27 protein-coding genes are annotated in these 26,992 nt (G+C 55.2%); 15 read left to right on the top strand and 12 right to left on the bottom strand.

Going from position 1 to position 26,992, the window contains the following annotated elements; translation table 11 throughout:
* Positions 1–25: 25 nt before the first annotated feature.
* From LVJ78_RS12050 to LVJ78_RS12040, 3 genes are all read right to left on the bottom strand, one after another.
* Positions 26–502 carry an IS630 family transposase gene (locus tag LVJ78_RS12050; RefSeq protein ID WP_244802578.1) on the bottom strand — a complete coding sequence of 159 codons (477 nt, stop codon included), beginning with the start codon at positions 500–502 and terminating at the stop codon, positions 26–28.
* A gap of 13 nt (positions 503–515) precedes the next feature.
* Positions 516–851, bottom strand: a complete 336-nt coding sequence (locus tag LVJ78_RS12045; protein ID WP_244802577.1) for an IS630 transposase-related protein — start codon at positions 849–851, stop codon at positions 516–518.
* 410 nt (positions 852–1,261) lie between these two features.
* Positions 1,262–1,465, bottom strand: a complete 204-nt coding sequence (locus LVJ78_RS12040; RefSeq protein ID WP_132954436.1) for a glycine zipper 2TM domain-containing protein — start codon at positions 1,463–1,465, stop codon at positions 1,262–1,264.
* Between the two features lie 146 nt (positions 1,466–1,611).
* On the opposite strand from LVJ78_RS12040, the gene LVJ78_RS12035 reads away from it, so the two are divergent.
* From LVJ78_RS12035 to LVJ78_RS12025, 3 genes are all read left to right on the top strand, one after another.
* Positions 1,612–2,058: a CopD family copper resistance protein gene (locus tag LVJ78_RS12035; protein WP_132954435.1), complete on the top strand. Its 447-nt coding sequence runs from the start codon at positions 1,612–1,614 to the stop codon at positions 2,056–2,058.
* A gap of 196 nt (positions 2,059–2,254) precedes the next feature.
* The gene (locus LVJ78_RS12030; protein ID WP_165870931.1) at positions 2,255–3,124 is read left to right on the top strand and encodes a helix-turn-helix domain-containing protein; all 870 of its coding nucleotides are present in this window, start codon (positions 2,255–2,257) and stop codon (positions 3,122–3,124) included.
* Between the two features lie 267 nt (positions 3,125–3,391).
* Positions 3,392–4,360 carry a TerC family protein gene (locus tag LVJ78_RS12025; RefSeq protein ID WP_132954433.1) on the top strand — a complete coding sequence of 323 codons (969 nt, stop codon included), beginning with the start codon at positions 3,392–3,394 and terminating at the stop codon, positions 4,358–4,360.
* Positions 4,361–4,759: 399 nt separating this feature from the next.
* Here LVJ78_RS12025 and LVJ78_RS12020 read toward each other — a convergent pair whose 3' ends face one another.
* From LVJ78_RS12020 to minC, 4 genes are all read right to left on the bottom strand, one after another.
* A complete protein-coding gene (locus tag LVJ78_RS12020) occupies positions 4,760–5,680 on the bottom strand; it encodes a hydrogen peroxide-inducible genes activator (RefSeq protein ID WP_132954432.1) in 921 nt (306 codons plus the stop codon).
* A 4-nt stretch (positions 5,681–5,684) separates the two neighbouring features.
* Positions 5,685–5,948, bottom strand: coding sequence for a cell division topological specificity factor MinE (gene minE / locus LVJ78_RS12015; protein ID WP_132954431.1), 264 nt, complete (start codon positions 5,946–5,948; stop codon positions 5,685–5,687).
* 3 nt (positions 5,949–5,951) lie between these two features.
* On the bottom strand, positions 5,952–6,764 hold the full coding sequence (gene minD / locus LVJ78_RS12010; RefSeq protein WP_132954430.1) for a septum site-determining protein MinD: 813 nt from the start codon (positions 6,762–6,764) through the stop codon (positions 5,952–5,954).
* A 135-nt stretch (positions 6,765–6,899) separates the two neighbouring features.
* Complete coding sequence (gene minC / locus LVJ78_RS12005) at positions 6,900–7,616, bottom strand: septum site-determining protein MinC (RefSeq protein ID WP_132954429.1); 717 nt, start codon at positions 7,614–7,616, stop codon at positions 6,900–6,902.
* An 81-nt stretch (positions 7,617–7,697) separates the two neighbouring features.
* Between minC and LVJ78_RS12000 the strand changes: the two genes are divergently transcribed.
* A complete protein-coding gene (locus LVJ78_RS12000) occupies positions 7,698–8,564 on the top strand; it encodes a Rossmann-like and DUF2520 domain-containing protein (RefSeq protein ID WP_132954428.1) in 867 nt (288 codons plus the stop codon).
* Between the two features lie 572 nt (positions 8,565–9,136).
* Here LVJ78_RS12000 and LVJ78_RS11995 read toward each other — a convergent pair.
* Together LVJ78_RS11995 and LVJ78_RS11990 are read right to left on the bottom strand one after the other, a co-directional pair.
* Positions 9,137–9,970 (bottom strand): factor H binding protein domain-containing protein, encoded by an 834-nt coding sequence (locus LVJ78_RS11995; RefSeq protein ID WP_132954427.1) that lies wholly within the window; start codon positions 9,968–9,970, stop codon positions 9,137–9,139.
* Positions 9,971–10,110: 140 nt separating this feature from the next.
* Entirely contained in the window at positions 10,111–10,554 is a 444-nt protein-coding gene (locus LVJ78_RS11990; protein WP_132954426.1) for a YiiD C-terminal domain-containing protein, read from the bottom strand.
* Between the two features lie 238 nt (positions 10,555–10,792).
* Between LVJ78_RS11990 and LVJ78_RS11985 the strand changes: the two genes are divergently transcribed.
* The 7 genes from LVJ78_RS11985 to LVJ78_RS11955 all read left to right on the top strand — a co-directional run bounded on the left by LVJ78_RS11985 (position 10,793) and on the right by LVJ78_RS11955 (position 16,655).
* A complete protein-coding gene (locus tag LVJ78_RS11985) occupies positions 10,793–12,199 on the top strand; it encodes a cryptochrome/photolyase family protein (RefSeq protein ID WP_132954425.1) in 1,407 nt (468 codons plus the stop codon).
* A 29-nt stretch (positions 12,200–12,228) separates the two neighbouring features.
* On the top strand, positions 12,229–12,516 hold the full coding sequence (locus tag LVJ78_RS11980) for a hypothetical protein (RefSeq protein ID WP_132954424.1): 288 nt from the start codon (positions 12,229–12,231) through the stop codon (positions 12,514–12,516).
* Positions 12,517–12,632: 116 nt separating this feature from the next.
* A complete protein-coding gene (locus tag LVJ78_RS11975; RefSeq protein ID WP_132954423.1) occupies positions 12,633–13,802 on the top strand; it encodes an FUSC family protein in 1,170 nt (389 codons plus the stop codon).
* Positions 13,803–13,927: 125 nt separating this feature from the next.
* The gene (locus LVJ78_RS11970) at positions 13,928–15,028 is read left to right on the top strand and encodes an FAD-dependent oxidoreductase (RefSeq protein ID WP_132954422.1); all 1,101 of its coding nucleotides are present in this window, start codon (positions 13,928–13,930) and stop codon (positions 15,026–15,028) included.
* A 56-nt stretch (positions 15,029–15,084) separates the two neighbouring features.
* The gene (gene thiS / locus LVJ78_RS11965) at positions 15,085–15,279 is read left to right on the top strand and encodes a sulfur carrier protein ThiS (RefSeq protein WP_132954421.1); all 195 of its coding nucleotides are present in this window, start codon (positions 15,085–15,087) and stop codon (positions 15,277–15,279) included.
* Between the two features lie 26 nt (positions 15,280–15,305).
* On the top strand, positions 15,306–15,713 hold the full coding sequence (locus tag LVJ78_RS11960) for a GFA family protein (RefSeq protein ID WP_132954420.1): 408 nt from the start codon (positions 15,306–15,308) through the stop codon (positions 15,711–15,713).
* A gap of 147 nt (positions 15,714–15,860) precedes the next feature.
* Positions 15,861–16,655, top strand: coding sequence for a thiazole synthase (locus tag LVJ78_RS11955; protein ID WP_132954419.1), 795 nt, complete (start codon positions 15,861–15,863; stop codon positions 16,653–16,655).
* A gap of 225 nt (positions 16,656–16,880) precedes the next feature.
* Here the strand turns inward: LVJ78_RS11955 and argE are convergent, their stop codons facing one another.
* On the bottom strand, positions 16,881–18,038 hold the full coding sequence (argE, locus tag LVJ78_RS11950; protein WP_132954418.1) for an acetylornithine deacetylase: 1,158 nt from the start codon (positions 18,036–18,038) through the stop codon (positions 16,881–16,883).
* Positions 18,039–18,167: 129 nt separating this feature from the next.
* Here argE and LVJ78_RS11945 point away from each other — a divergent pair, with 129 nt between their 5' ends.
* Together LVJ78_RS11945 and pyk are read left to right on the top strand one after the other, a co-directional pair.
* Entirely contained in the window at positions 18,168–18,716 is a 549-nt protein-coding gene (locus LVJ78_RS11945) for a gamma carbonic anhydrase family protein (protein WP_132954417.1), read from the top strand.
* A gap of 143 nt (positions 18,717–18,859) precedes the next feature.
* Positions 18,860–20,326 carry a pyruvate kinase gene (pyk, locus tag LVJ78_RS11940; RefSeq protein WP_132954416.1) on the top strand — a complete coding sequence of 489 codons (1,467 nt, stop codon included), beginning with the start codon at positions 18,860–18,862 and terminating at the stop codon, positions 20,324–20,326.
* Between the two features lie 513 nt (positions 20,327–20,839).
* Here pyk and ubiG read toward each other — a convergent pair.
* Together ubiG and LVJ78_RS11930 are read right to left on the bottom strand one after the other, a co-directional pair.
* A complete protein-coding gene (ubiG, locus tag LVJ78_RS11935) occupies positions 20,840–21,571 on the bottom strand; it encodes a bifunctional 2-polyprenyl-6-hydroxyphenol methylase/3-demethylubiquinol 3-O-methyltransferase UbiG (RefSeq protein ID WP_132954415.1) in 732 nt (243 codons plus the stop codon).
* Between the two features lie 72 nt (positions 21,572–21,643).
* Positions 21,644–22,630 carry a hypothetical protein gene (locus LVJ78_RS11930; protein ID WP_132954414.1) on the bottom strand — a complete coding sequence of 329 codons (987 nt, stop codon included), beginning with the start codon at positions 22,628–22,630 and terminating at the stop codon, positions 21,644–21,646.
* 309 nt (positions 22,631–22,939) lie between these two features.
* Between LVJ78_RS11930 and LVJ78_RS11925 the strand changes: the two genes are divergently transcribed.
* A complete protein-coding gene (locus tag LVJ78_RS11925; protein ID WP_424580118.1) occupies positions 22,940–24,256 on the top strand; it encodes a M23 family metallopeptidase in 1,317 nt (438 codons plus the stop codon).
* A 532-nt stretch (positions 24,257–24,788) separates the two neighbouring features.
* Positions 24,789–26,261: an amino acid permease gene (locus LVJ78_RS11920; protein ID WP_132954413.1), complete on the top strand. Its 1,473-nt coding sequence runs from the start codon at positions 24,789–24,791 to the stop codon at positions 26,259–26,261.
* Positions 26,262–26,992: the final 731 nt, after the last annotated feature.

The raw sequence follows: 26,992 nt of genomic DNA, 5'->3' as shown, positions 1-26,992 counted from the left end.
TACTATAGTGAAATGCTCAAAAAAGTTACACAAGATTCAAGAACCAAAACAGTAAAGTTTCTACACAGGAAATCCGCCATTCACGCCTGATCTTTTTAATCCACGCCCACGTCTTTTCAATCGGATTCAAATCAGGGCTGTATGGCGGCAGCCAAAGCACAATATGGCCGGCCTCTTTTAACGCACCCAAAATATCCTGCCGTTTGTGAAACGTCGCATTATCCATCACCACTATACTGCAGGCAGGTAATTCGGGAATTAATGCCTGTGTTATCCAAGCATGGAAAACATCACTGTTGACGCTGCATTCAAACATACCGAAGGCAAACGGCACGCCGTTGCAGGCGGCACCGATTACGTTGGTTTGCTTCAGATTCCAATCGAATACACCGGTGCAAGTCTGTCCTCGTTTTGCATAGGCTTTAGGCCTGAATGTATCGCTCTTAAAACCACTTTCATCTAAATAAACAATGGGATATAAGTGGCTCTCATAGAATTCCAATTCAGCGGCGAAATCAGCTCTTTTTTGTTGATCCGCTTTCGGGTGCTCGAGAATTTTTTTTAATGGTAATCTTCAATCGTTTGAGGGCACGAAAGATGGCCGACTGATCACAACCGAAACGGGCAGCCCGTTGCCATTGGTAGTCATCGGGATACTTGGCAACATCCTCTTCCAGAGCCTGATTATCGATTTTGCGGGGCGGGTAGTTTTTATCTACTTTAGGCTCAGGCTGCTTTTGCCAGTTTTGCAAAGCAGTAGTGCTGACGCCATATTTTGCGGCAACAGCGCGGTAAGTACTGTGCGCCAACTCGGCCAGGATTTTTTTACGGATATGAAGTGGATAGGTCATGATATTTGTGTAAGTTTTTTAGGCATTCTACTATAGTTGTACTGTCTGCGGCTCGCCGCCTTGTTAGCTTACTTTTTTGAATTGGTATAACTGTACGCATGCGACAGATATCCTCAATAATAATCAAAAGCGGCCGAGACCTTTTCAAAACGCTCTTTCCGCCGCGCCTGCGCAGGCAGGGAGCCAGCCTGAAGCGCAGCTTCAGTTGTTTGACAGGTAGCCGACATCAAGACAGGAACAATCAAGTCTTTTGATAGAGAATTGATTATTTTCAGAAAAGTGTGAGATAAGCAAAGCGCTGCTTTGCACTGGGCACCCGCCTGCGCGGGTGCGACTGATATCTGGTTTTGCAAAAGCTATGAAGGCCGTCTGAAACATTTTTCAGACGGCCTTCATTCGGAAGGTGAAACTTATTTGATTTGGCTGCCAATCACGCCGCCCAATGCAGCGCCGCCCAAGGTCGAGCCGGTGTCGCCTCCGAGCAGGTTGCCGGCCACGCCGCCCACCACTGCGCCGGTGGCGGTGTTGCGCTGAGAAGTGGTCATGCTGCCGCAAGCGCTCAGAGTGGCGGCAATGGCCAGCAGGGCAAAGGTTTTTGTTATGGTGGATTTCATGTTAATGCTCCTGATATTTTCAGTGGTTTATCGAAAACAACATGTTTTCAAGTATGGCACATTTCGCCTGAAATGCGTATATTGACGAGCGTAAAGACGTTTAAAAGCTAATAAAAGTTCCGGTCAAAATTTGCAAAGGAAATGAGATGAGTGCTTATGCCGTTGCCCATATTATTCATTTGTTCTGCGCGATTGCCTTTGTGGGCGGCGTGTTTTTCGAAACCTTGGTGCTCTCGGTGCTGCACACCAAACGGGTGTCGCGCGAGGGGCGGCGCGAGGCGGAAAAAGCGCTCTCTTATCGTGCGCCCAAAGTGATGCCGTGGATTGTGGCCGGCTTGTTTGGCTCGGGGCTTTTTATGGCGCATCGCTATGCGGAGGTGTTTGCCGACCCGCTGGCCACATCGTTCGGCACGCAGCTGGTGTTGAAAGTGGTGCTGGCTTTCAGCGTGTTGGCGCATTTTGTGATTGCGGTGGTGAAAATGCGGCGCGGCACACTCACGGCGGCTTGGTCTAAATATATCCACGCGGCGGTGTTGGTGCAGATGATTTTGATTGTGCTGCTGGCCAAAACCATGTTTTATGTGAGCTGGTAAAAGGCGGGCTGTCATCAAGGTAAAATCAAGCCGGCAGGTTTTTGATTTGATAGGGTTAATCCGGCGGTGCTGCGTTTGTTGGTTTTCCTGATAATGTAAATATGTTTTAATATGGCCAGATTGTTGTCAATGCGCAGCCGTTTTTAAAATAAAAATGGCACATCATAATAATAATCAGCTCAGGAAACAGTGGTTTATGTCGGCGTTATTAAAGCAATTGGGAGAAACCATTCGGCAGCAGCGCTTGTCGTTGCAGCCGCAAGATGTCGGCCTGCCCGCCGCCGGCCGCCGCCGCGGCGGCTTGAGCCAGCAGGAGGTGGCGGTGTTGAGCGGGGTGAGCACGCGTTGGTTGGCGCGCTTGGAGCAGGGCCAGTTTAAAGCGGCCGACACCGAGCTTTTCCGGCGGGTGTTGAATATCTTGTGTTTCAGCACGCAAGAGCAGGAGCGGCTGCTGCGCCAGGCGGGCTGGCAGCCGGAATATTGGAGCGAGGTGTCGCAACAGCAGCTGCAAAATCACCTGCAAAAATTGCTCGACGGCATGGATTATCCGGCTTATGTGGTGGATCATTTGTGGAACCGGGTGCGCTGGAACAAACCGGCCGCGCGCCTGTTTACCCACTGGCTGGGCAAGCAGGTGCAATACACCAATTTTATCGATTATCTGCTGCTCGACCCGCACAGCCGCCTGTTTATCCTGCATTGGGAAAAACATGTGGTGCTGTGGCTGGGGCGCTTTTTCAATAAAATCCAACCTTATCTGGATAACGAAAGCGTGGCGCAGTTTGTGGCCGAACGCTGCGGCAAAAGCCCGGTGTTTGAGCGGCTTTACCACAAACGGCGGCAACAGCGCGGCCACAAGCTGGGCATGCGTTATGTGTTTCGCACCGGCAAAGGCGAGCGCGCGTTTAACCGCATGGCTTTTCCCGTGCAGGGCAGTAGCGGCTGGCAGCTGATTGTGTGGCTGCCGGTGCCGGTGAAAAAAGCGCCGGCGGCGGAAGAAGTTGCGGTAGCACATGCAGCGGATGCCGCTGTTTCGGTGGCGGCGCATGAGTCGGCTGCCGATTGAATCAAGGCCGTCTGAAGCTTTCATTCCTATTCAAATAAATAAGCTATTCTAAATATGATATGCACAAAGGCCGTCTGAAAACCTTTCAGACGGCCTTTGCTTTATTTTTCAAGTGTTATGTTTGGAAAATAAAAGATTGTCGGCGGCCCGCCACCTTGTAAGCTTACTTTTTTGAATGGGCATGAAAGCTTCAGACGGCCTGGTTTCGGTTTGTAAAACGGATATGCTACAATGCGCGGCTAAGCAACTGATAATCAAGGAACCTGAATGGAACATGCTTCCGTAGGCTCGCCGTTATTTTACGGCGTGTTTTTTATTGCCATTTTGGTGATGATCGGCATCGATATGTTGTCGCTCAAGAAAACCGGCGTGCACAAAGTGAGCGTGAAAGAGGCGCTGATTTGGAGCCTGGTGTGGGTAGGCGTGTCGTGTGCGTTTGGCGGCTGGCTCTATTGGGAGCTGGGGCACAATCAGGCTTACGGCCATGCCGTGGCCTCGCAAAAAGTGCTGGAATTTTTCACCGGCTATGTGTTGGAAAAATCGCTGGCGGTGGATAATATCTTTGTGTTTTTAATGATATTTTCTTATTTCAAAGTGCCGCCGCAATATCAGCACCGGGTGCTGCTCTATGGTGTGCTCGGCGCGATTGTGCTGCGGGCGGTGATGATTTTTATCGGCGCGGCGCTGGTGCGCGAATTTGAGTGGATTCTGTATATTTTCGGTGCGTTTCTGCTCTACACCGGCGTGAAGATGTTCCGCCACCACGATGATGATGCGGAAGATTTATCCGACAATAAAATACTCAATTGGCTGAAAAAACGCATTCACGTGAGTCAGAATTTCGATAAAGAGAAATTTTTCACCATTGAAAACGGCAAACGCGTGGCCACGCCGTTGTTGCTGGTGTTGGTGATGGTGGAGCTGAGCGATGTGGTGTTTGCGGTGGACAGCATTCCCGCTGTGTTTGCGGTAACTACCGACCCTTTTATTGTGCTCACTTCAAATATTTTCGCCGTGTTGGGCTTGCGGGCCATGTATTTCCTGTTGGCCGATGTTGCCGACCGCTTTGTGTTTTTGAAATACGGGCTGGCGTTTATTTTGAGCTTTATCGGTATCAAAATGCTGATTATGAAATGGGTGCACATCCCGGTGGCCGGCTCGCTGGCGGTGGTGTTTGGCGCGCTGGGCGTGTCGATTGCCATTTCGCTGTTGTATAACCGCAAAAAGCAAGGCTGAGCATTACTGACTGACAAAAAGGCCGTCTGAAACTTTTGCTTTCAGACGGCCTTTTGGTTGGATGAAAAAGTGCGTGCGTACCGATATAGTGAAATCAAAGAAAAAAGGATACAAAAATAAGAAATTTCAAATCGTGTATAGGGTGTGTGGCGCAGCCACGCACGCGCTTTCTGTATAAGTTTTTCATTCATTCCGTTATAGTGGAACGAATGCAAAACTTATACAACGTAGCAAGTCACAGCGGCGTAGGTTGGGTTTGCAACCCAACCTACTCGTTGTGGCACTTTTTTAAGCATTTCACTATAAAAACAACGGGATTTAAGTTTTCAAAGGCCGTCTGAAACTTTTTCAGACGGCCTTTGCATTCATACAATAATGGTTAATTGATTTGAATGGGTATTATTCTTTAATAAAGGTTACGCCGCTCAAATGTGACGACAAAATCGCGTTGCGGATGGCGCTGAGCGCTTGCGGGCGCACGAAGTTGCGGCGGTAGGCCAGCACCACGCGGCGGTGCGGCACAGCGCCTTCAAACGGGATAATGCTGAAGAGCATGTGGTCGTTTTCGGTGAGCGCGGTGGCCGGCAACACGCTGATGCTCAGGCCGCTGGCCACCATGTGGCGGATGGTGTTGATGGAGCTGCCCTGCAAGGTGTTGGTGAGGCCGATAATTTTTTGCTTCGAGGCCAATTCGGAGCAGCTGTCGAGCACCTGATCGCGCATGCAGTTGCCCTCGGTGAGCAGCAACACTTGCTCTTCGGCCAAGCATTGCGGCGTAACCGCATCCAGCTCTTCAAAATGATGCCCTTTGGGTACAATCACGAAAAACGGCTCGTCGTATAAAGGCAGCGTGACCACGCCCGGCTCTTGATAAGGCTCGGCCACCACCACTGCATCCAAATCGCCGCGTTTGAGCATTTCGGTGAGCGTGTCGGTGTAGTTTTCTTCCAGCATCAGCGGCATTTTCGGCGCTTCGCTGCGCAGCGACATAATCAGCTTGGGCAAAAGATAGGGCGCCACGGTGAAAATCAGGCCCAGCTTAAACGGGCCTTCTAGTTCGTTTTGCTCTTCTGTGGCCAAATGCCTGATAAGATCGGCTTCTTCCAACACGCGGCGGGCTTGTGCCACAATGCGCTCGCCCGCATCGGTGGTGATGATTTCATTACTGCTGCGGTCAAACAACGACACCGCCAGCTCTTCTTCCAGCTTTTTGATGGCGATAGAGAGCGTGGGCTGGCTGACAAAGCAGCGTTGGGCGGCGCGGCCGAAATGGCGCTCCTGAGCCACGGCCACGATATAGCGCAATTCGGTCAGCGTCATGGCATCAGGCCTTTTTTTGGGTTTCCGGCAGCGTGATGTTGAGCTCCAGCACGTCCACACCGTCTTGCGTTTCTTGGGAAATGCGGATGTCGTCGAGCGATACATGCACATATTTCGACAACACTTCCAGCAATTCTTTTTGCAGCGTGGGCAGATAATCGGGCGCTTGCGCTTTCACGCGCTCTTGCGCGATGATGATTTGCAGGCGGTCGCGTGCCACTTCGGCGGTTTTTTGTTTTTTACCAAACAGCAATTCAATCAAAGACATGGCTTAACCTCCAAACAGCTTTTTGAAGAAGCCTTTTTTCTCGGCATCCAGGAAACGCATTTCGCGGTTTTCGCCCAGCAGGCGGGCAATCACGTCTTTATAGGCTTCGGCTGCGATGGCGTCGCCTTGATGGATAACGGGCGAGCCGGCGTTGGAAGCTTGCAGCACGTTTTGCGATTCGGGAATCACGCCGATAAGCGGAATGCGCAAAATATCGCAAATATCCTGCACCGAGAGCATCTCGCCTTTTTCCACGCGCTCGGGCGAATAGCGGGTGATGAGCAGATATTCTTTCACCGCTTCGCCTTGTTCGGCTTTGCGGCTCTTACTTTGCAAAATGCCCAAAATGCGGTCGGAATCGCGCACGCTCGACACTTCGGGGTTGGTGGTGACAATGGCTTCGTCGGCAAAATAAAGCGCCATCAGCGCGCCTTGTTCGATGCCGGCGGGCGAATCGCAAATCACATATTCAAAGCCCATTTCTTCGGTGAGGGTGTTGAGCACTTTTTCTACGCCTTCGCGCGAAAGCGCATCTTTGTCGCGCGTTTGCGAGGCGGGCAGAATAAAGAGGTTGTCGCAGTGTTTGTCTTTAATCAGCGCCTGATTCAGCGAAGCTTCGCCCTGAATCACGTTAATCAGGTCATACACCACGCGGCGCTCGCAGCCCATAATCAAATCCAGGTTGCGCAAGCCCACGTCGAAATCGATAACGGCGGTTTTGTGGCCGCGCAAGGCGAGGCCGGTTGCAATGCTGGCGCTGGTGGTGGTTTTGCCCACACCGCCTTTGCCTGAGGTGATTACAATGATTTTTGCCACGATGTTTCCTTTTGCTGATTCAAATTGACTTTATTGCAGTGAAATGAAGAATGAAGGTGATACAAGGCAGGCAGTGCAGAGATACAGCAAGGCGCTGCAACGCTGTAGCACTTTAAGTTATCCATTTCACTCTATTTATTCGGCATCGATGGCGCCGATAACCAAACGCTCGTCTTGCAGCGACACCTGCACCGGTTTTTTATGCAGGTGCGCCGGCAGATCTTGCTCGAAATTGCGGTAGATACCGGCCACCGACACCAATTCGGCCTGCATCGAATGAATGAAAATGCGCGCCTGGCGGTTGCCCGCGGCGCCGGCCAGCGCGCGCCCGCGCATGGGGCCGTAAACATGGATGTTGCCGTCGGCAATGATTTCCGCGCCTTCGCTGACCATGCCGGTCACAATCAGATCGGCATTCTCGGCATACACTTGCTGGCCGGTGCGGATGGGGGTGTTGACAAACACGGTGGGCTGGCTGATTACCTGTGCCTGCACCGGAGCGGGTGCCGGCGGCTCGATTACGGATTTGAGCTGGCTCTCTGCGGTGGTTTTGTCGGCGGGGCTGAAGGCCAAATGGGCTGCGGCGGCATAAGGTGCCCAAGCTTCATCGCTGTGGCGCAAGCCGATGATTTGCAGGCCGTGGCGGGCAAACAGGGAGGCCACGGTGGCAATATCGAGCGCTTCGGGGCGGCTGAAATCTTGCACGTCAAGCAAAAAAGGCATGCTGGAAAGCTCTTGATATTGGCCGATGCGCTGTTGCAGATGGGCTTCCAGCTCTGCGCTGTCGGCGGTGTGCAGTTGCACCGCCAGCGCATCCAAGCGCGCCGATTTCACTTCAAAAGCCGGTTTCATACTGTGTTGTTACCATAAAAAAATTTAATAGGCGAAGTTTACCGTGTTAATCTAGTCTATTCAACACAGAGGCCGTCTGAAATGCAAAAAACCTTTCATATCATCGGCGCAGGCAAAGTGGGGCACACGCTCGCGCTGCTTTTGCAGCAGCAAGGCTGGAAGCTGGCGGCGGTGGTGAGCCGCAGCGGCCGGGCATTATGGGCAGACTGTTGCGGCGGCAGAATGGTTCCTTGCATTGCCGATTTGCCGCGCGCCGATGTGCTGATTATTAGCACACCTGATGATGCGATTGCGGCAGCTGCCCAAGAGGCGGCCGCTTTGCCGTGGCTGCACGGGGGCGTGTTGGCGCTGCATTTGAGCGGGGCGAAAAGTGCGGCGGCGCTGGATGCGTTGGCCGCGCGCGGAGTGCGCACCGGCAGCCTGCATCCGGTGTTTGCTTTTGCCGATGTGGCGGCGGCCGTGCGCACGCTGCCCGGCCGATTGTGTGCGCTGGAAGCACCCGATGCGGCGGCTTTGGCCGGCTTGCGGGAAGTGGCGGCGGCTTTGGGGCTGCGGGCGTTTGAGATGCCGTCTGAACAAAAAGCGCGCTATCATGCCGCGCTCTCTGCAGCTTCTAATTTTTCGGTGGCGCTGGCCGCTTATGCGCAAAACCTGCTGCAACCGCTGGCGCTGCCCGAAGCCTTGTCGCGCGAGTTGGTGGTGAATCTGATGCGGCAAAGTGTAGAGAACGTGGCTGCCATGCCGCCGGCCGCCGCGCTCACCGGGCCGATTGTGCGCGGTGATGAAGGCACCGTGGCCGCGCATTTGGCGGCTTTGTCGGCGGTCGAGCGCGAAGCTTACGTCGCTTGGGCGCGGCAAACCTTGATATTGGCAGCGGCGCGGCTGGATGAAGAGGCGTATGCGCGGGTGGAAAAAGTGCTGGCGTGCGGTGAAGTGGCGCAGGATTGAGCTGGTGCGGGCAGGCTGATATTGGGAGACATGAGGCCGTCTGAAAGCTTTTCAGACGGCCTTTGCGTGTCCGTATGATTGATTACGGGCGGGTTATATCCATTCGAAAAAATAACCTAACTGCGTTGGCTCGCCTAGCCGTACTATAGTGAAATGCAAGAAAAAGTTATACGAACTGCATTCTGAAACAGCGTAGGTTGGGTTGCCAAACCCAACGTTTCAGAGGGCTTGTGGATTTGTTGGGTTTTCAACCCAACCTACCCGCCGTATCACTTTTTTATGCATTTCACTCTAGTTGTACTGTCGCAGGCTCGCCGCCTTGTTATACCAATCCAAAAAAATAACCTAACTGCGTTGGCTCGCCTAGCCGTACTATCTGTACTGTCTTCGGCTCGCCGCCTTGTTAGCTTACTTTTTTGAATTGGTATTATCTTATTTTTTCGAATGGGTATTATTTAAATTGATGTGATGTAAATCCCTACCGCTTCTGCCAAACAACAGGCCGTCTGAAAACCTTTTCACGTTTTCAGACGGCCTGTTGTAATGCGCTTAAATCAATTCAATAAACGGGCTTAACGTTTCCCGCCAAAGCCGATTTCAAAATCCTGCGCTGCTGTTGTCGAACCCGGATTGCCGGGGCGGGTTAACTCGACCATGCCCGCGATTTCATTGGCTTTGGGGCCGAAAAAGCCCAGCCCGTATTTTCCTGCACCCAATTTTGCAGAAGCGGCGTCGCCGCTGATGCCCATGCCTTTAAATCCCGGTTCGTTAATCGCCGCAATGGGGGCGTTTTGGAGGGTAATCGTGCCTGCCTCGGATAAGCCGGTGATGCTGCCTTGGCCGCGGCGGCGTGAAAAATCAACCGTATAGGTGAGCGCGCCGGTTTCGCTTTGGTTAAAAGCTTGGCCTTTGTAGGTGTAGTTTCCGCTGTTTGGCAAGGCGGTACTGGGCGTGGCCTCTCCTTGTATGCTGCTAATGGAAAATTTATCAACTAATTTAGTCCAGGTGGGGTTGTTCTGATCAGATAGATTGCGTATGTAACTCCCCAATACGACAGAATAGGCTTGTTTATAAAGATGAATATTGCCATCAAGCGATTCGCGGTAATCGCCATTGCTGTCTTTGTACACAATGCTGCTGGATTTAAACGGCTCAACCGACAGCCCTTGCGGATAAGCGGAAATATCAACTTTATCACCGCCACGATAGCTTTTCCCCTTGATTTCAAGGCGGTAATCATTATCGTCATTCGGTATTTGTACATAGCGGTAGCCGTTGCCGCCGGCAGACGGGTTGTCGGGCGTGGGGGTGGCACCGCTGGAGAGCCCTGAGCTGCCGCCCCCGCCACCACAGGCGGCAAGGGCAAAAATGATGGTTGCGGCCGGCATAATGGATAAACGGGACATAATGTTTCCTTAGTTGATTCAATTGAATGATTGAATGGGTTTATGCTTTACGTCACAAAGGGTGAATAAATTTGAATGTTTAACCTGTTTTTGCAGGGAAATTATAACATTATTTACCAGCCTTGCCGGCATTGCTGCTTTTAAGTTTCTTTGGCAAACACCACATATTTGCCCTCAAATTCCGCCGCCAAAACGCCCTTGCTGTATAAGCGGCAGGTCAGGGTGATGCGTCCTTTGCCGCGCTGCGCCAAGGCTTGTGTGCAAGCGGCCCAAGCGGTGTTGTCGTCGGGTGTGCACACGGCGCTCAAATCGGCGGGGGCGGGCTTGAGGTAGCGGATGTTGCTCTCTTGAATCACAATGCGTCCGCCGCTTTCGGGATAGCGCAAATGTACCAGCGACCAGCCGCACAAAGTGGCCAAAAGCGCGATGCTGCCGCCAAACACGGTGTGGTGGTGGTTGCAGTTGCGCGCAATCGGTGCGCACAAAATCACCTGCTCGGGCGCGCTTTCGTTCACGCGTATGCCCAGTGCGGCGCTGGCGGGAATATTTTGATGCAAAAAGGCTTGCAGCTCGTTGGGGGACATGGCGGCTCCTGAGTGGCGGGTTATGCCCATCCAAAAAAATAACCTAATTTCGTTGCCTCGCCTTGCCGGACTCGTTGTACTGTCGCAGGCTCGCCGCCTTGTTAGCTTACTTTTTTTGAATGGGTGTTATTGCTATCGTTTCTAAATATAGCCTATCTTGCAGGCCGTCTGAAAGCCGCATGGCGCACAAGCTGCATCGGCGCTACAATAAGCGCTTCTTTCAGACGGCCTGAAGTTTATGAGTTTGCCCATCACTTTGGTGTGGTTGCGCCGCGATTTGCGCCTGTTTGACCACACCGCCCTGCAAACCGCCATCCGCCTTGGCCGGCCGCTGGCGGCGGTGTTTGTGTTTGACCGCGATATTATTGATGACTTGCCTGCCGATGATAGGCGCTTGAGCTTTATTCACGAGAGCATCAGCGAAATGCAGGCGGCTTTGCACGCCAAAAACGTGCCGTTGTGGGTGTTGCACGGCCGCGCGGCAGAGGCGCTGCCCGCATTGGCCGCGCAGCTCAATGCAGCCGCGGTGGTGTGCGCCGAAGATTACGAGCCGCAAGCGATTGCGCGCGACAATCAGGTGTGGCGCGCGCTCGATGCCGATGGCCGTGCGCTTGTGCGCGTAACCGATCAGGTGATGCTGGCCAAGGCCGAGGTAATGACGCAGCAGGGGCGGCCTTACAGCGTGTTCACCCCCTATAAAAAAGCCTGGCTGCACACGATGGCGCAGCGCTATGCCGGCTGGCAGCCTGCCGATGATTGGGCGGCGCTAGCGGCTTTGCAAACGCAGCTGCCCGCCGCCGCACGCGCCGCGCCGCGCCTGCCTGCCTTGGCCGATTTGGGCTTTGTGCGCCAAGCGCTGCCGCTCGCGGGCGGCGAAGCTGCGGCGCAAAAGCAGCTGGGCGATTTTCTGCCGCAGCTGGGTCAATATCACCTCAAGCGCGATTTTCCGGCGCAAAAAAGCACTTCGCAGCTTTCGGTTTATTTGCGCTTCGGCCTGCTTTCCATCCGCCATTTGGTGCAGCTGGCGCGCCAGGCCGACAACGAAGGCGCGGCGGCCTGGCTCAACGAGCTGGTGTGGCGCGAGTTTTACCAGCAGTTTCTCTACCATCATCCCAATGTGGTGCGGGAAAGCTGGCGGCCGGAATATCGCGCACTGCCTTGGCCGAATCAACCCGAATATCTGGCGCGCTGGCAAGCGGGGCAAACAGGCTATCCGATTATTGATGCGGCCATGCGCCAGCTCAAACACAGCGGCCAAATGCACAACCGCCTGCGCATGCTTTGCGCCGGTTTTTTAAGCAAAGATTTGCTGACTGATTGGCGCTTGGGCGAGGCTTGGTTTGCGGCGCAGCTTTTGGATTTCGACTTGGCCGCCAACAACGGCGGCTGGCAATGGGCAGCGGGCACCGGCTGTGATGCGCAGCCTTATTTCCGCATTTTCAACCCGGTGATCCAGTCGCAAAAATACGATCCCGACGGCACGTTTATCCGCCGCCATGTGCCTGAGCTGGCGCATTTGGGCAAAGAGGTGATACACGCCCCTTGGCTCGCCAAACACGATATCGACACCCACGGCTACCCCGCGCCCATCGTCAACCACGCGCTGCAAAGAGAAAAAGCGCTGGCTTTTTACCGAGCCGTCTGAAAACTTGAAACACTCATCAGGTATTGTTTATGAATGCTTCTCCTTATTGGCTGCAACCCGCGCCTTACCGCAACTTGGCCGCGCTCACCGCTTTTGCCGGCAGCCTGCTTTTGTGGCGCTATTGGCCGCAGCAGGATATGGCCGCTTTTGCGGCGGTGTTGCTGCTTTTTTTCGGCGCGCTGGTGGCAATGGCCGCCGTGCTGCTGGCCTTGCGCCTGCGCCAAAGCGGCACCACGGTGCAATGTCTGCTTTTAATGCTGTGGCAGATCGGCCTGCCGCTGGTGTTGATGTCGCGGCTGTATCATCAGGCCGTCTGAAAGAATGTGCGCAACGTTCACCAAGCTTTTGATGCAAAACAAAAAAGCGCTGCCGTAATGGTTTACCATAAGCGCCGCCCGCTTTTTAACCCATGCCGTCTGAAACCCGAAACGCTATGCCCCATCCTTATTTGCAGGCCGCCCGCGAGCGCTGGTTCAACCCTTATAAGCGCTATCAATACAGCCGCCTGATTCATGCCGTCCGCCTCGGCTTGGCGGTGATTGCCGCCACGCTGCTGGCGCGACTTTTGCAGCTTGCGCACGGCGAATGGGTGGCCATCACCGTGTTTGTGGTGTTGGGCATGCTGCAATTTCAAGGTGCGATTTATTCCAAAGCGGCCGAGCGCATGATAGGCACCATTATCGGTTTGGGTGCAGGTTTGCTGCTTTTGTGGCTCAACCAACATTATCTGCACAACAACGGGCTTTATTTCATTTTAATCGGCCTGCTCAGTGCGCTGGCCGGCTGGGCGGCGGTGGGCAAATACGGCTATATGCCCATGCTCGCCGGCCTCACCATGTGTATGCTTATCGGCGACCAAGGCAGCGAATGGCTCAGCGACGGGCTGATGCGCGCGCTTAATGTGTTGCTCGGCGCCGCCATCGCCATCGGTGCGGCCAAGCTGATGCCGCTCAAATCCACCCTGATGTGGCGCTTTTTGCTGGCCGACAACCTTATCGACAGCAGCCGCCTGATTGCCGAAATCAGCAACGGTGAATACATGGGCCGCCGGCGCTGGCGCAGCCTGCAAAAAGACATGCAATTAATCAATCACCGTTTGGTGAAAAGCCGCAGCCACTTGGCCGCCACCGCGCAAGAGAGCCGCATCAGCATCAATGTGATGGAAACCATGCAGCACACCCACCGCAAAATCGTCAGCAGCATCGATTTGCTGCTGCATGCCGTGCCCAAGCTGCCGCGCCCTGAAATCAGCGAGAGCGACGAAGCCTTGCTGCATCAGCACTTTATCGGCCTGCAACAAGAATTACGCCACACCGCGCGCCTGCTCAAAGGCCGCTACGCCCGCCGCATCCGCATCGACACCCGCATCGATCCGCGCCTGCGCGCGCTGGCGCACCGGCTGCCGTTTGAATGGCAGGGTTTTGTTTGGCTGAGCATCAACATTCGAGTCGAGCTGGCCAATCTGGTGATGATGTTGCACCGCAGCCGCAGCAAATGGCTGGAGCCCGGCGAATGGCGCAAGCTGCACCAGCACCTCACCCGCCAGCACCAGCAATTGGACATAGCGGAAAAACCGCCGGCAGTCGAAGCGCCGCCCCAATAATCCCCATTCAAAAAAGTAAGCTTGCAAGGCGGAAGCCGGCGACAGTGCAGAAAACATGGCAAGGCGCGACAAGGCAGTCAGGTTGTTTTTGAATGGGAACAAGAATCGGTATGAAAGGATAGCTCATGCCCCGTATCGCCATAATCGGCGGCGGCCTTGTCGGCCGACTCACCGCTTTGCAGCTGGCCGAGCAAGGCTTTCAGACGGCCTTGTTCGACCGTGCATCCCGCGCCGGCGAGCAATCGGCCGCCTATATCGCCGCCGCCATGCTGGCTCCTTTGGCCGAATCGGTGGAAGCCACGGCGCAAGTGGTGGCGCTGGGGCGGCAAAGCCTGCCGATGTGGCAGGCGCTGGTGCGCCGCTTCAGCACCTCCGTGTTTATGCAGCAGGCCGGCAGCCTGATGGTGTGGCACCGGCAAGACAAGCCCCTGGCGGTGCAATTCGAGCAACATCTGCACCGTGCCACCGGCCGCGCCGATGCCGCCGAGCATTGGCAGGCCGCCCACATCGCCGCGCAGGAGCCGCAGCTTGCCGGCCGCTTTCAGACGGCCTTATACCTGCCGGAAGAAGGCCAGCTCGACAACCGCCAAGTGCTGTTGGCGCTGGCCGACGCGCTCGAGCAAGCCGGCGCGGCCTGCCATTGGCACAGCGGCGCTGAAGCCGACGATTTGCAAGCGCAATTCGACTGGCTCATCGATTGCCGCGGCACCGGCGCACAAAGCGATTGGAACAGGCCGTCTGAAGCCGCAGCGGGCAGCCGCCTGCGCGGCGTGCGCGGCGAAGTGGCGCGGGTGTATGCGCCCGAAATCTGCCTCAACCGCCCCGTGCGCCTGCTGCACCCGCGTTATCCACTTTATATCGCGCCCAAGCCCGATCACATTTTCGTGGTGGGCGCCACCCAAATCGAGAGCGAAAACAGCGCGCCCGTGAGCGTGCGCTCGGGGCTGGAGCTGCTCTCGGCGCTTTATGCCGTGCATCCTGCGTTTGGCGAAGCGGATATTCTCGAGCTGGCCGCCAACTTGCGCCCCACGCTCAACCACCACAATCCCGAAATCCGCTGGCATCAAAACCGAAACCTGATTGAAATCAACGGCCTTTTCCGGCACGGCTTTATGATTGCGCCCGCTGTTACCGCTGCCGCCGTGCGCCTGCTCACGGCCTTGCTGCGCCACGAAACACCAAGCGTGCAAGACCGGCCAAGCGGTTTGGTTTATACTTTTCTTTAAAATAGCTTGGCCGCCGCTGTTTGACGGCCTGTTTCCACTATCCACAGGAGCGCAGCATGAACATCAGCCTCAACGGCGAATCCTTCGAATTTCACGGCCAAACCGTGGCCGAGCTGATTGCCGCGCAAATGCCGCCTGCGCCGTTTGCCGTGGCGGTGAACACCCGTTTCGTGCCCAAAACACAATACAGCGGCCATCTGCTGCAAGCGGGCGACCAAGTGGATATCGTGCGTCCGGTGGTGGGCGGTTGAGGCCGTCTGAAAACAAGGAATCTACCATGATGGGAAGCTGCTTGTGCGGTGCGGTGCAATATGAAGCCGACGAAATCCAGTTTATCCAATTGTGCCACTGCCGCACCTGCCAAGTGGCGCAAGGTGCGCCTTATATCGCGGGCGGCGCGGTGAAGCGCGAGCATTTCCGCTGGCTCGCCGGCGCCGACAAGCTGAGCGCTTATGAATCCAGCCCCGGCAAATACCGCCGCTTCTGCGCCGTGTGCGGCACACCCTTATTGAGCGACCGCGCCAGCCTGCCCCACATCGCCTTGCGTGTGACCACTCTGCACGCCGACCCCGGCATCCGGCCGGCCTACCACATCTGGACCGAACACGATTGCCCGTGGACGCAAGATCATCCCGACTTGCCGCGCCATCCGCAATGGCCGTCTGATACCAATCCAAAAAAATAACCTAACTTCGTTGTTTCGCCTTGCCGTACTATCTGTACTGTCTGCGGCTCGCCGCCTTGTTAGCTTACTTTTTTGAATTGGTATGAAAGCCCTTCAAAAACGTAAGCCGCCCGTCGGATTATTTTTGAATTGCCATGAAAGCCCTAAATGAACCCGCTCACCCTTTATAACCAAACCTTCTCCGACCGCCTGCTGTTGGGCACCGCCGCCTATCCCACCACCGAAATTCTGCGCCGCTCGGTGGCTGCGGCCGAGCCGGCCATGATTACTGTGTCGCTGCGCCGCCAAAGCGCCGCCGGCCACGCGCACGGGCAGGGTTTTTGGGATTTGCTGCAAGCAATGCAAGTGCCCATTCTGCCCAACACCGCCGGTTGCCAAAGCGTGCAAGAAGCCGTGGCCACCGCCCACATGGCGCGCGAAGTGTTTGACACACCTTGGATCAAACTCGAATTAATCGGCGACGACGACACCTTGCAGCCCGATGTGTTCCAACTCGTGGAAGCGGCCAAAATTCTGATTGACGACGGTTTTTATGTGCTGCCTTACTGCACTGAAGACTTAATCGCCTGCCGCCGCCTGCTTGATGCCGGCTGCCGCGCGCTGATGCCCTGGGCCGCGCCCATCGGCACCGGCTTGGGCGTGGTGCACGAATATGCCTTGCGCGTATTGCGCGAGCGCCTGCCCAACACCCCGCTGATTATCGACGCCGGCCTCGGCCTGCCCTCGCAAGCCGCGCAGGTGATGGAATGGGGCTATGATGCCGTGCTGCTCAACACCGCCGTGTCGCGCTCTGGCAACCCTGTCGACATGGCGCGCGCTTTTTCGCTGGCGGTGGCATCCGGCCGCCTCGCCCACCAAGCCTGCCCCGTGCCGCCGCGCGAACAGGCGCAAGCCAGCACGCCCACCGTGGGGCAGCCGTTTTGGCACAGCGCCGAATATTGAGCAGCGTTTAAGTAAAAGGCCGTCTGAAAAGTTTTTTTCAGACGGCCTTGTTTTCATGCGTACGATTACGCTTTGTTTTCACAAAGCTAATCGTACCTACGATTGGTTTGCATGTGGGAAATACAGTGAGGCCGTCTGAAAGAAGGTTCAGACGGCTTTGTTTTCATGCGTACGATTACGCTTTGTTTTGACAAAGCTAATCGTACCTACGCTTGGCTGACGGCATCACACGCTTTGTGCGGTAATGAGCTTGTGCAAAAACGCATCGCAACGCGCCAATTGCGAGAGCTCGACAAATTCATCGGCTTTGTGCGCCTGCTCGATATTGCCGGGGCCGCAAATCACGGTGGCGATGCCGGCCTGCTGGAATTGACCGCCTTCGGTGGCATAAGCCACTTTCAGACGGCTTGAGTCTTCCACCAATTGCGTAATCAAATCGTGCAGCAAAGCCGCTTCGGCTTCGGGCATGGCGGGCACGTTTTCGCCGTGGTGCATGTCGATGCGGCAGGCGGCATCCACCGCCTGCATTTGCGGCTGCAACACTTCGCGGATGTGGGCTTCGATCGGCGCGGTGATGTCGGCGGGGCTCATGTGCGGCAGGTTGCGGTAGTCGAATTCGAATTCGCACAATTGCGGCACGATATTGCCGGCAATGCCGCCGGCGATGGTGTTTACGCTTAAGGTGGAAAAGGGCACATCGTAATCGGGGTCGGTGTCGTGGCGTGCTTTCAGACGGCCTGCCAATTCGTTGATAAACACGATTAATTTCGCCGCGTATTCAATGGCATTTACGCCTTGCGGGGTGAGTGAAGAATGTGCGGCTTTGCCGTGCACGGCGCAGCGGAAGGTGTGGATGCCTTTGTGCGCCACCACCATGCGCATCGAAGTGGGCTCGCCCACAATGCAATGCTCGGGTGTGAGGCCGCGCTTTTGCAATTCGGCAATCATCACCGGTGCGCCGAGGCAGCCGATTTCTTCATCGTATGACAAGGCAATGTGCAAAGGGCGCTTCAACTCAGCCTGCACCATCGCGGGCGCGGCGGCGAGCACGGCGGCGATAAAGCCTTTCATGTCGGCGCTGCCGCGCCCGTAAAGCCGGCCTTCGCGGATGTCGGCGCGATAGGGATCGGATTGCCAGGCTTGGCCGTCGGTGGGCACCACGTCGGTGTGGCCGCTCAAAATCAGGCCGCCTTCGGTGCTGCCGTCGGCAGCGGCAATGGTGGCAAAAAGATTGGCCTTGCTCTGATCGGCATTGTGCGAAAGCCACGGTTTGAGGCCGAGCGATTCGAGATAATCGGCGCAATCGTGTATCAGCGCGAGGTTGGAATGGCGGCTGGTGGTGTCGAAAGCAATCAGGCGGCTGAGGCGGTTTATCGTGTTCATGGCGCGGTGTGGGAATAAACAGGGTTTTGATTATAAAGCTTTTCAGACGGCATCGTTGTATTATATGCTGCGAAAAACAGGCCTCAAGGCCGTCTGAAAACACACCGCCATCTATTCAAGGAGAAAACGATGAACATCCGCCCCTATCTGGAACACCGCCCCGAAATCGACGAGAGCTGCTATATCGACCCCGCCTGCGTGGTAATCGGCGAAGTGTCGCTGGCCGAGCAGGTGTCGGTGTGGCCGTTTGCGGTGATACGCGGCGATGTAAACAGCATCAGCATCGGCGCGCGCAGCAATGTGCAGGATTTGAGCATGCTGCATGTGTCGCACAAAAACGAAGCCAAGCCCGAAGGCTCGCCGCTGGTGATCGGCGAAGATGTCACCATCGGCCACAAAGTGATGCTGCACGGCTGCCGCATCGGCAACCGCGTGTTGGTGGGCATGGACAGCACCATTATGGATGACGTGGTGATTGAAGACGATGTGATGATAGGCGCCTGCAGCCTGGTGCCGCCACGCAAGCGCCTACAAAGCGGCTATTTATATGTGGGCGTGCCGGTGAAGCAGGTGCGGCCGCTCACCGAAGAAGAAAAAGCCTTTTTGGTGTATTCGGCGCAACATTATATGCGGGTGGCTGCCAACCATAGGAAGAGCGCCGGAATGGCAGCAGATTGAAATAATATTACCAAATCAGCGCAGGCCGTCTGAAAACTTGGTTTAAATCATAAAAAACTGTAATTTTCCAACGATTGTAATCAAATCGGGTTACAATCGCGCCATTCTGAAAACCCTCGCAAAAGATTGAAAGGAACGCCGCAATGAGCACCAAACGCGACTTGACCCGCATCCGTCACAACACCAAAATCGTGGCCACACTGGGCCCCGGCAGCAACAATGTGGAGCTGCTCGAAGACATGATCCGCGTTGGCGGCCTCAACGTGGTGCGTTTCAACTTCAGCCACGGCACCGCCGAATTCCATCAGGAAAACGCCCGCATCGTGCGCGAAGCGGCCAAAAAAGCCGGCCGCGAAGTGGCGATTATGGCCGATTTGCAAGGCCCGAAAATCCGCGTCGGCAAGCTGGAAAACGGCTTTGTCGAATTGCTCGCCGGCGAAAAGCTGCTGCTCGATGCCGCCCATGAAGGCGAAGGCAACCGCGACCGGGTGGGCCTCGATTACCGCGACCTGCCCAACGATGTGAAAGCCGGCGACATTCTGCTGCTCGACGACGGCTTGCTCACTTTGGTGGTAGACAGCGTCAACGGCAGCGAAATCCACACCACCGTGCAAAACAGCCACAAATTGAAATCCAACAAAGGCATCAACAAACAAGGCGGCGGCCTTTCAGCCGGCGCGCTCACCGAAAAAGATTTCCGCGACCTCAAAACCGCCATCGGCATCGGCTGCGATTACCTGGCCGTGAGCTTCGTGAAATCTGCCGAAGACATGCAGATCGCCCGCAATCTGGTGGAGCAGGAAATGCAGGGCAGCAAAGCCGTGCGCCCTGGTTTGGTGTCGAAAATCGAGCGCGTGGAAGCCATCACCAACCTCGATGAAATCATTCTCGCTTCAGACGGCATCATGGTAGCCCGCGGCGATTTGGCCGTGGAAGTGGGCAACGCCGCCGTGCCCGCGCTGCAAAAACGCATGATCAAGCGCGCCCGCGAATTGCGCCGCTTCAGCATCACCGCCACCCAAATGATGGAAAGCATGATTACCAACCCCGTGCCCACCCGCGCCGAAGTGAGCGATGTGGCCAACGCTGTGCTCGACGGCACCGATGCGGTGATGTGTTCTGCCGAAACCGCCGTGGGCGCTTACCCCTTTGAAACCGTGCGCCAAATGGCGGTTATCTGCGCTGCGGCCGAAGCCGAGCAAGATTCGCTCAACGGTGTGGACGAAAGCCATCAAGAAGCGGCTGTCAACACCAATTTGGCCATTGCCAGCGGCGCGGTGCATGTGGCGCGCGCTATCGACGCCACCGCCATCGTGGCGCTCACCGAGAGCGGCGGCACCGCTTTCGAAATCAGCCGCCACAGCATCCAGCTGCCGATTTACGCCTTCACCCCCAGCATTTCCGCCCAGCGCCGCATGGCGATGTATCGCGGCGTGCGCCCGCTGATGCTGGCCACCAGCTGCGACCACGACACCGCGCTGAACGAAGTGGAAAGCATGTTGGTTGAGCGCAAAGTGCTCAAGAGCGGCGAACAATACATCGTCACCAGCGGCTCGCGCATGCGCGAAAGCGGCTCCACCGATATGCTGCAAGTGGTGAAAGTACGCTAAAAGCAGTAGATTTGCATAGTAAAGGCCGTCTGAAAGAAATTTCAGACGGCCTTTTGTTATCGGGCTTTATAGCAATTCTAAAAAATAACCTTACCAAATAAAAATAGTTCGACAGCATCATCCGCGTAGCTTGGGTTGTAAACCCAACAAGCCCACAGTCCGTCTGATACCAATTCGAAAAAATAATATACAAACGGGCAGCCTGTAGGTCGGATTCTCGAATCCGACACTTGTTCGCAGAACAAGGCACGCACATCGCTTTGGCCGTTGGCCAAACGTCGGATTCAAGAATCCGACCTACGCGGATGATGCTGCCGAACTATTTTTATTTGGTAAGGTTATTTTTTTGAATTGGTATGAAACGTTGGGTTTATCAACCCAACCTACGCCGTTTCAGAATGCAGTTTTGTGTAGCTTTTTATGCATTTCACTATGGATTACATGCGTGTGCGCCTATGCCCAAAGGCCGTCTGAAGCCCTCTGCTCATGCGGTCAATCATTTCTACGCGTGCATCACACAGCTGCGGCCGGGCGGCACACCACCATATAATTCACATCCACATTGTCGCTGAGGCTGTAAACCTTGCTCAGCGGGTTGTAAACCATGCCTTTGCTGCCGATGATTTCCAGGCCGGCGTTGCGGCACATGCGCGCGAGCTCGGCCGGGGTGATGAATTTCTGCCAATCGTGCGTGCCGCGCGGCACCAGCCCCAACAGATATTCCGCGCCCACAATGGCGTGCAGATAAGATTTCGGGTTGCGGTTGATGGTGGAAAAAAACACCGTGCCATCAGGCTTCACCAGACGGGCGCAGGCGGCCACGATGGCGGCGGGGTCGGGCACATGTTCCATCATTTCCATGCAGGTCACCACATCGAAGCTGTGCGGTGCTTCGGCGGCCAAATCTTCTACGCGGATGCAGCGGTAGGCCACATTGCTTACACCTTGGTCGAGCGCATGCAGTTTGGCGATTTTCAGCGATTTTTCAGCCATATCGATGCCGGTGGCGTGTGCGGCGCCGAGCTTGGCCATGCTTTCGGTGAGAATGCCGCCGCCGCAACCCACATCGAGCACGGTTTTGCCGCCGATGCGGCCATATTGGTCGATATAGCCCAAGCGCAGCGGGTTGATATCGTGCAAGGGTTTGAATTCGCTGGTTTCATCCCACCATTTGTGGGCCAGCTGGCTGAATTTGTCGATTTCGCCCGCGTCGACATTGTGCGGGGCTGAGGTGGGCTTGCTCATTATATTTGTCCGGTTGGTTTAGAGGGCTATTTTACTGGATTTTTCAGGCCGTCTGAAAGTGTGTTTGCACAATCAGTCCAGCTCGCCGGCAAAGGTTTTTTTCTTTTTCCAAAATGCGCGGCCGGCTTTGGCTTTAATGCTCAGCATGCCGCCGTGGCTGCCGTCGGTGCTGATGCACAGGCTTTTCAAGCGGCCTCGCTGCAAAGCCTGCCAAGCGGGTGAGAAAAAGCGCGCTTCCCATGCCAGCAGGGTTTCGCGGTAAGCCCAAATATCGTCGGTGGCTTGTGCGGCGGCCAAGTCGTGCAAAAAAAGCAGGCTCTCGGCACCGGCGCAGCCGGCTTCCTGCTGCATCGCCTGCCAAGCGGCGAAATCATAAGGCGCATCCAAGCGGCGGCCGGGATAATATTGCGCCCACGGGCTGTCGCTGCCCAGCGTAGCCGTGCCGTGGGCGTGGCCGATTATGTCTTGCCAAAGCCACACGCCGTTGATGGCGGGCGCACCTTCTCTTTGGCGCTCGGCATTGAGCGCATGGCTGTGCAGCCACATTTGGATTTCGGTTTGCGCTTGCAGCCAAGCTGCGGCATCGCGGCCTTCGGCGCGCACCATGCCATCGTTGTGGCCGATGGCATCGGGCAGCGGCGGCACTTGCCAATCGGGCAGCGCCGGCAGCACCAGCAACCATAAATCGGCGCGCACGGGCAAAAAGCGCCAGCCGTCGGCCTGATAAAAATCGTCCAGCCCCGCGCAAAGCCGCTGCGCTTGCTGCATATTGATGCCGATATCCGCGCCGGCGAGCATGCTCATGCTGTGCATGCCCATTTGCTGCCACACCGGCGTGGCAAAGGCGGTGGGCGCGTTTGTGGCCAAACCAAGCTGCGCTTTGGCGTGCGCCAGCAGGCTGCCCTGCCACAGATAGTGGCCGTAAAATTCAGACGGCCGCGCCGCTTGCGGGGTGAATGTGCCAAAACGCAACAATTGGTTCAGCGCCGGCGTGAGCGTGGCGGGCAGCTTGGCAAAATCGGGTTGGTTTAAGGCAGGAAGCGCCAGAGTCAGGTGCATGAACGGCTCGCAAAATAGGGGAAAAGAAGATGAATGGCTGCATTTTACGCATGCTTTGAGCAAACGCAAAAGCCGCATTCGGCAAGCCGGTGCTTATTATGGTAAACTGTTTAATCGGGTAAAAAACCGAAAACTCCCGTGTAAATCAAGGCAATAGCCGCGATAATGCCAGTTGCAGCAGATTTGCTGCCGAGAAAACAGCCGTTTGCAACAGCACGGCCGCCGTTTGACACGGCCATGATTTCAAGCGCCGCGCGCCGCCCTTTAATGTTAATGTGCCGCGCCGGCCCGCAACAGGAAAATATATCAGTGATTCAAAAGCATTTTACTTTTTTCCGCCATTTTTGGCACAACAAGCCCGTGCGCTGGTCGCTTTTGGGCATTTTGCTGCCCGTGTCGGGCGTGATGACCGCTTATGCCGTAACCGAGCCTTTGCCGCAAGCCAGCCTTTATCAGGCCGAACGCGTGGTGGAAGAGCTGCCGGCCGTGTTTGTGGAGCCGGGCAGCTTTCAGGGCAGCTATTGGACCGAGGAGGCCGTGCAGCCGGGCGACACGCTCACCGATGTGCTCACCCGCCTGAACGTGCCGCAAAAAAGCATCAAGCAAGTGTTGGCCAAAAGCCCCATCGACACCAAACTCAAGCAATTGCGCGCAGGCCAAACCGTGAGCGTGCGCCTGGATTCCAGCGGCGACGCCACCGACATTCAGTTTTTCAACGATGACGACAACGGCGAGCGCAACCTCGTGGCGATTGAAAAGGTAAACGGCCAGTGGCAGGCTTCGGCTTCCGAGCTCGCCATGGAAACCATGCCTTCGCTGCGCTCCGTGGTGGTGCGCACTTCCGCCCGTGGTGCGATGGCGCAAGCCGGCATTCCGGTGGAAATCCGCGAATCGCTCAACGAATTGTTTGCCGATGTGCTCGATTTGAATAATTTAAAGCCGGGCGACACCATCCGCCTGCTCTATAACAGCCTTTATTTCCGCGGCCAAGAAATGGCCACCGGCGATATTTTGGCGGCCGAAGTGGTAAAAGGCGGCCAAACCTATCAGGCTTATTATTTTGCCCAAGCCGATGATCAGGGCGGCAGCTATTACGACCAAAACGGTAAAACCTTGCAGCAAAAGCTGGGCTTCAGCAACCAGCCCGTAGATTTTGCCCGCATTTCTTCACCTTACGGCGTGCGCTTCCACCCCGTGTTGCGCACTGTGAAAATGCACACCGGCATCGACTATGCCGCACCCTCCGGCACGCCGATTAAAGCGCCGGCCGATGGCGAAATCGTGTTTAAAGGCTGGAAAGGCGGCTACGGCAACACCGTGATGCTGCAACACAGCAACGGCGTGGAAACCCTCTATGCCCACATGAGCGCTTTTTCTCCGGCCGGCGGCAAAGTGCGCGCCGGTGAAATCATCGGCTATGTGGGCAGCACCGGCCGCTCCACCGGCCCGCATCTGCATTATGAAGCCCGCCTCAACGGCCAACCGGTAAACCCCGCCACCGTGGCGCTGCCCACTCCGAAATTGAGCCAAACCGAAATGGCCGAATTCCGCCGCCAGCAGCAAGATGCCAGCAACACCTTGGCCGCCGTGCGCAACCTGCCGGTAACTGTGGCACAGCTTGACTGATGCTTAGTCTGAAATAAGTTTATTGCGTTGTTTCGCTTTGGGTTTGGAAAACAAAATAAGGCCGTCTGAAGAAATGTTTCAGACGGCCTTTGTGCGCTATGCATACGATTGCGATTTATTTTGACAAAACCAATCGGGTCTACGTTTTTTGTTCAGACGGCCAAGAGCGTTGTAGGTCGGATACTCGTATCCGACATTTTCCCAGCTCCGGAAAACTTGTTCTGCGAACAAGCGTCGGATTCGAGAATCCGACCTACGCCTACTGCGTTGTTTCGCTTTAAATTCGGGAAATAAAAAGATGCCGTCTGAAAAAGAAATTTCAGACGGCCTTTGTGTATCATGCGTACGATGATGCTTTGTTTTGACAAAGAACCGTATCTACGTTTGCTGTTCAGACGGCCAGGGCCTGTGTGTCTGTGGTGAATCATATCTAAAACCAAACATTTGCGCGCGGGGAGGGCGGTTGTTTGATATAATATTGCACTTTTATTTTATAGAAGGCCGCGCCGTTTGGTGCGGCCTGTTTCTGATTATGTCTGATACGCCTTACAACACGCAGGTTAAACGCCATCTGAAAACCCGCCATTTGTCGATGATTGCCATCGGCGGCTGCATCGGCACGGGTTTGTTTATGGCCAGCGGCACCGCCATCAGCGAGGCGGGCCCCGGCGGTGCGCTTTTCGCTTATGCGGCCATCGGCCTGATGGTTTATTTTCTGATGACTTCGCTGGGCGAAATGGCCACTTATCTGCCCACATCCGGCTCGTTCAGCACTTATGCCACGCGCTTTGTCGACCCTTCATTGGGCTTTGCGCTGGGCTGGAATTATTGGTTCAACTGGGTGATCACCGTGGCTGCCGATATTTCCATTGCCGCGCTGGTGGTCACTTATTGGGAGCCGCTGCGCTTTATGGCGCCCTGGGCGTGGAGCCTGCTCTTTTTCGCCATTATTTTCCTGCTCAACACTTTATCGGTGCGCGCTTATGGCGAATCGGAATATTGGTTTGCGCTGATTAAAGTGGTGACGGTGATTGTGTTTTTGGGCGTGGGCGTGCTCACCATTTTCGGCATTTTGGGCGGCGAATACATCGGCTTGGCCAATATGACAGCCGGCGAAGCGCCTTTTTTGGGCGAGGGCGTGTCGGGCAAGTTTCTCACCATGCTGGGTGTGTTTCTGATTGCGGGCTTTTCGTTTCAGGGCACCGAGCTTATCGGCATCACCGCCGGCGAATCGGAAGACCCGGAAAAAAGCATACCCAAAGCCATCAAGCAGGTGTTTTGGCGCATTTTGATTTTCTATATTCTCGCCATTTTGGTAATCGGCCTTTTGATTCCCTATACCAGCCCGCAATTGCTGGGCGCAGATGTGAATGAAATCGCCAAATCGCCGTTTACGCTGGTGTTTGAAAAAGCCGGCTTGGCTTTTGCGGCGGCGGTGATGAATGCGGTGATTCTCACCTCGATTTTATCGGCCGGCAATTCGGGCATGTATGCTTCCACCCGTATGCTTTATGCCATGGCCAAAGATGGCTTGGCTTATCGCAGCTTTTCGCGCACCAACACCACCGGCGTGCCGGTGGTGGCGCTCTTGGCCACGGCGGTGATTGTGCTGGCGGTGTTTTTGCTGCAATTGGCGAGCGACAAAATGTATGAATATATTTTGGCCGCTTCCGGCCTCACCGGCTTTATCGCGTGGCTGGGCATTGCGGTGAGCCATTACCGTTTCCGCCGCGCTTATCTGGCGCAGGGCAAAGATCTGAATGCGCTGGTTTACCGCGCCAAATGGTTTCCCTTCGGCCCCTTGCTGGCGCTGGCATTGTGTGTGCTTGTGATTATCGGGCAAGACACCGAATTGGTGCTCAAAGGCGATTTCAGTTGGGACAGATTGGTGATTACCTATATGGGCTTGCCCGTGTTTTTGGGCTTTTATGCCTATCACAAGCTGCGCTACAAAACGCATAAAGTGCCGTTGCAGCAAGTGGATTTGCGGCAAGATTCGCATTAAAGCTGAAAGCAAACCGCTGTTGCCGGCAAATCAAAAGAGGCCGTCTGAAAAAAATTCAGACGGCCTCTTTTGTGTGTGGCGCGTTTGGCATAATGTTTTGTAAATACAACAATATAACCCGTAGGTCGGATTCTTGAATCCGACACTTGTTCGCAGAACAAGGCGCTCGCATTGCTTTGGCCGATGGCCAAACTTTTATGTTCAGACGGTTTGTTTGAGGGTTGAGGCAGATTTCATGCGTGCGATTACGCCGCCTTGGGGCGGCGTGCGTACCTACGGATTGTTGCCGGCAAATCAAAAGAGGCCGTCTGAAAAAAATTCAGACGGCCTCTTTCGTGTGTGGCGTGTTTGGCATAATGTTTTGTAAATACAACAATATAACCCGTAGGTCGGATTCTTGAATCCGACACTTGTTCGCAGAACAAGACACTCGCATTGCTTTGGCCGATGGCCAAACTTTCATGTTCAGACGGTTTGTTTGAGGGTTGAGGCAGATTTCATGCGTACGATTACGCCGCCTTTGGGCGGCGTGCGTACCTACGGATTGTTGTTGGCAAATCAAAAGAGGCCGTCTGAAAAAAATTCAGACGGCCTCTTTTGTGTGTGGCGTGTTTAGCACAATGCGTTGCAAACGCAACAATATGGTAAGGTTTGCGATAGTTTGGCGTGAAAATATTTGATTTAAATAGATAAAAGTGACAATTTGTGTCAAAATAGTGCCGATTTGGTAT

This window comes from Uruburuella suis (assembly GCF_022870845.1).
In the GTDB taxonomy this organism is placed as follows: Bacteria; Pseudomonadota; Gammaproteobacteria; order Burkholderiales; family Neisseriaceae; genus Neisseria; species Neisseria suis.
Note: the sequence above shows the minus strand (reverse complement) of the source record. Positions and strands in the feature narration are given on the sequence as shown.